General features: G+C 59.1%; 5 protein-coding genes. All 5 read left to right on the top strand.

The genetic code is table 11. The features are described from left to right. The first annotated feature begins 97 nt into the window (after window positions 1-97). From hisC to hisIE, 5 genes are read left to right on the top strand one after another with little or no spacing between them, the layout of a single operon-like run. The gene (hisC, locus tag QZ302_RS10020; RefSeq protein ID WP_365320721.1) at window positions 98-1,744 is read left to right on the top strand and encodes a histidinol-phosphate transaminase; all 1,647 of its coding nucleotides are present in this window, start codon (window positions 98-100) and stop codon (window positions 1,742-1,744) included. A gap of 10 nt (window positions 1,745-1,754) precedes the next feature. Continuing rightward, the gene (gene hisH, locus QZ302_RS08695) at window positions 1,755-2,339 is read left to right on the top strand and encodes an imidazole glycerol phosphate synthase subunit HisH (protein ID WP_294594523.1); all 585 of its coding nucleotides are present in this window, start codon (window positions 1,755-1,757) and stop codon (window positions 2,337-2,339) included. Continuing rightward, on the top strand, window positions 2,336-3,067 hold the full coding sequence (hisA, locus tag QZ302_RS08690) for a 1-(5-phosphoribosyl)-5-[(5-phosphoribosylamino)methylideneamino]imidazole-4-carboxamide isomerase (protein WP_294594521.1): 732 nt from the start codon (window positions 2,336-2,338) through the stop codon (window positions 3,065-3,067). Before hisH ends, hisA begins: the two co-directional genes overlap by 4 nt. Further along, window positions 3,049-3,807: an imidazole glycerol phosphate synthase subunit HisF gene (gene hisF, locus QZ302_RS08685; protein ID WP_294594519.1), complete on the top strand. Its 759-nt coding sequence runs from the start codon at window positions 3,049-3,051 to the stop codon at window positions 3,805-3,807. Before hisA ends, hisF begins: the two co-directional genes overlap by 19 nt. A 14-nt stretch (window positions 3,808-3,821) precedes the next feature. Continuing rightward, the gene (hisIE, locus tag QZ302_RS08680) at window positions 3,822-4,433 is read left to right on the top strand and encodes a bifunctional phosphoribosyl-AMP cyclohydrolase/phosphoribosyl-ATP diphosphatase HisIE (protein ID WP_294594517.1); all 612 of its coding nucleotides are present in this window, start codon (window positions 3,822-3,824) and stop codon (window positions 4,431-4,433) included. The last annotated feature ends 146 nt before the right edge of the window (window positions 4,434-4,579 follow it).

Genomic DNA, 4,579 nt, shown 5'->3' with positions numbered 1-4,579 from the left:
CGACCTCTGCAAAAGTCTTTTGGGTACCTTTTCTTCAGAAAAGGTACGGTTCTATCCGGCACAAAGAACAGATAAACGAATGAATTAAAAACAAAATATGGAAATCACATCGCTTTTCCGCGAGAATATCAAGCAGTTAGCCCCGTATTCGACCGCCCGCGACGAGTACGAAGGAGAGTTGGGGATCTACCTCGACGCCAACGAGAACCCCTTCGACAACGGCTTCAACCGCTATCCCGACCCGCACAACAAGCGCATCCGGGCCAAAGTCGCAGCCATGCGGAGCATAGCCGCCGACCGGATTTTCGTGGGCGGAAACGGTAGCGACGAAGCGATCGACCTGATATTCAGAGTCTTTTGCGAGCCGCGGCAGGACGAAGCCATCTCCATTGCACCGAGCTACGGCATGTACCGCGTGGCCGCGGCGACCAACGACGTGAAGCTGGTCGAAGTGCCGCTCGCACAGGACTTTCGCCTCGACGCGGCGGACTTTCTGTCGAAAGTGACGCCGCAGATGAAGCTGGCGTTTCTCTGCTCGCCGAACAATCCGTCGGCCAACCTGCTCGACCCGGTGGAGGTCGAGAAAATCATTCGGAGATTCGGGGGGATCGTGGTGCTGGACGAGGCCTATATCGACTTTGCGGAGCACGAGGGGTTCCTGCCGCGGCTGGCGGAATTCCCGAACTTAGTGGTGCTGCAAACGCTCTCGAAAGCATGGGGGATGGCAGGCATAAGGATCGGATTCGCGTTCGCCGACCCGGAGATCGTGGGGGCTATGGGGCGGATCAAGTATCCCTATTCGGTGAATGTGATTACCGAACGACTGGTTTTGAGCGAATTGGATCGCAAAGCAGTTCGCCGCGAGCAGATCGCGACGCTGATCGACGAGCGGAAAAAACTGGTCGCGGCGTTGGAGAAAATGCCGCTGATCCGGCGGGTGTTCGCTTCGGATGCTAATTTCGTACTGGTGCAGGTCAATGAGCCGCGGGAAGTCTACAACCGGTTGATCGAACGGGGAATCATCGTGCGCGACCGCTCGAAAATTGCCGGGTGCGAGGGGTGCCTGCGGCTGACGGTAGGGACGCCGGAGGAGAATGCGGCGCTGATCGAGGCGTTACAGAACCTCGACAAGCCTTTCGCGGGGCCGGTTCCGGCCTCTTCGGGGGGGCGTTGTGTGACGGTGTCGCGACGGAGCCGGGAGACGGACATTACGGCTACGCTGGACTTGGACAATACTTCGCCGTCGCAAATATCGACCGGACTGGGATTTTTCGACCACATGCTGGACCAGATCGTGCATCACGGGGCCTTCTCCCTGCAACTCTCGGCCAAGGGGGACTTGCAAGTGGATGAACATCATACGATCGAGGACGTGGCGTTGGTGTTGGGCGAGGCGTTTCGGCTGGCGTTGGGCGACAAGCGGGGGATCGGACGGTACGGATTCGCGCTGCCGATGGACGAGAGCCGGGCATTGGTGCTGCTGGATTTCGGGGGGCGGATCGCGACGCGGTGGGACGTGAAGCTGAAGCGCGAACGGATCGGAGATGTGCCGACGGAGCTGTTCGAGCACTTTTTCGACAGTTTCGCACAGGCGGCGCGCTGCAATCTGCACATCGTGGCGCGGGGGCGAAACGAGCACCACAAGGTGGAGGGGATTTTCAAGGCTTTCGCGCGGGCTTTGCGGATGGCAGTGGAGCGCAAACCGCTGGATTTCAACCTGCCGAGTTCGAAGGGGATGCTCTAAACCAAAAGTTATGGTAACGATAATAGACTACGGAACGGGCAACCTGCGGTCGGTCATCAACGCGTTCGAGCGGTTGGGAACGGACTACCTGCTGACCTCTGACCCGGTCGCTATACAAAAAGCCGAACGCGTGCTGTTGCCGGGAGTGGGCGAGGCGGCGACGGCGATGGCGCAATTGCGGGACAAAGGGCTGACCGACCTCCTCCGTCATTTGAAATGCCCCGTGCTGGGGATTTGCCTGGGGATGCAGTTGCTGTGCGCCTACAGCGAGGAGGGGGAGACGGAGTGTCTGGGCGTCTTTCCGAACCGGGTACGGTGGTTTCCAGCCGATGCGGGAGTCAAGGTGCCGCACGTGGGGTGGAATTCGATTCACGACCTCAAATCGCCTCTGTACAAGGATATTAAAGAAGGCGAATACGTCTATTACGTGCACTCCTATGCGGCGGAAATCAACGAATGCACGGCAGCGGCGACCGACTACGGCGGGTGGTTCAGCGGCTCTTTGTATAAGGATAATTTCTACGGCTGCCAGTTCCACCCGGAAAAGAGCGGCGCGGTAGGTGGGCGGATTTTAGCTAACTTTCTGACACTATGAAAATCGAGATTATACCGGCGATCGACATGATCGGCGGGCAGTGCGTGCGGCTGACGCAGGGGGACTATGCCCAACGGACGACTTACGGGGCTGACCCGGTGGAGATCGCCAAGAGTTACGAGGTGATCGGGATTCGGCGGCTCCATGTGGTGGATTTGGACGGGGCGAAGGCGGCGGCGCCGCAGAACCTGGACACGCTGCGGAAGATTGCCACGGCAACGAAACTCGACATTCAGTACGGCGGCGGAATCAAGAGCGGCGAGGCGTTGGAGGCGGTGCTGGCAGCGGGGGCCAACCGGGCGATCTGCGGCAGCGTGGCGATCACGGCGCCGGAGCGGTTCGAGGAGTGGCTGGCTGCTTACGGAGCGGAGCATATTATCCTCGGGGCGGATATCCGGGCGGGAAAGGTGGCGATCAACGGGTGGCTGGAGTCGTCGGAGACGGATGTACAGACGATCGTTCGACGGTTTGCGGCGCGGGGTTTGCGGCAGGTGATCTGCACGGACATTTCGCGCGACGGGATGCTCACGGGGCCCAATTTCGAACTCTACACTACCTTGCAAGAGGAATTCCCGAACATCGACATGACGGTCAGCGGAGGGATTTCATCGATGGACGACCTGGTGCGGCTGGACGGAATGGGGCTGCGGAGCGTCATCGTGGGCAAGGCGATTTACGAGGGGCGAATCACGCTTAAAGAGTTGGAAAAATGCTTGCAAAACGGATAATTCCCTGCTTAGACATCAAAGACGGACGGACGGTCAAGGGGGTCAATTTTGTGGGATTGCAAAATGTGGGCGATCCGGTGGAGCTGGGCCGCAAGTATGCGGACGAGGGGGCGGACGAGCTGGTCTATCTGGACATCAGCGCAACGGTCGAGGGACGGAAGACGTTCGGGGAGCTGGTGGCACGGATTGCACGTGAGATCGATATTCCGTTCACGGTGGGGGGCGGGATTTCGACGGCGGCGGATGCGGGGGCGCTCTTACTGGCGGGGGCGGACAAGGTGACGGTGAACAGCGCGGCGGTGCGCCGACCGGAGCTGATCGATGAGATCGCGGGGCGGTACGGGCGGCAGTTTATCGTGGTGGCGATCGACGCGCGGATGGATGAGACGGGACGTTGGGTGGTGAAGACGCACGGAGGACGACAACCCTCTGAGCACGAACTATTTTCGTGGGCGCGTGAGGCACAGGAACGGGGGGCGGGGGAAATCCTGTTCACGTCGATGAACCACGACGGGACGAAGAGCGGTTATCCGTGCGAGACGTTCGCACGGCTGGCTTCGGAGCTGTCGATCCCGGTGATCGCTTCGGGCGGGGCGGGAACGGTAGAGCACATCGCAGAGGTGCTGACGGCGGGACGGGCGGATGCGGCACTGGCGGCATCGATTTTCCACTACGGAGAGATTCCGATTCCGGTGCTGAAGCGCGCGCTGAATGAGCGTAAAATTTCTGTAAGAATCTAAAAAACAACACACTTATGACACCAGACATCGAAAAGTTGGATTTCGCGAAAAACGGCGACGGGCTGTTGCCGGCGATCGTTCAGGATGACAGGACGCTGCAAGTCCTGATGCTGGGCTACATGAACCGAGAGGCTTATGAAAAAAGCGTCACGGAGGGGCGCGTGACGTTTTACAGCCGGACGAAGAAACGGCTCTGGACGAAAGGCGAAACGAGCGGCAATTTCCTGATTATATGCTCGGTGGCGATGGACTGCGATGCGGATACGCTGCTGATCCGGGTGGTTCCTACCGGGCCGGTATGCCATACGGGCCATGCGAGCTGCTTCACGGAGTTACCGACGGAAACGGAGGGTTTCATCCGCTATTTGCAATCGGTTATCCAGCAGCGGCACAAGGAGATGCCGGCGGCGTCTTACACGACGAAGCTGTTCGAGCGAGGGATCAACAAGATTGCACAGAAGGTGGGCGAGGAGGCGGTGGAGACGGTGATCGAGGCGGTGGCGCAGAACAAGCCGGACTTGATCTATGAGGCGTCGGACTTGGTTTACCACTTGCTGGTGCTGTTAGAGGCGAATGGTCTTTCGCTGGCAGACTTGGAAAAAGAACTGGCCAAGCGGCATAAATAACCGTTCGTTTGCTGTGTCTACCCGCATGGAACTGCCGCTTTTTGTAAAAAGCGGCACCAAAAACTTTTAGTTAGCTACGCTACTCCTTAGGCTCCGCAGTCCTCTGTCTTCGTGATTCCTTTTGGGTCGGGGTTCTCCGGGCGCGT

This window comes from uncultured Rikenella sp., assembly GCF_910579375.1.
Classification (GTDB): Bacteria; Bacteroidota; Bacteroidia; order Bacteroidales; family Rikenellaceae; genus Rikenella.
This window is presented reverse-complemented; position numbering and strand designations above follow the sequence as displayed.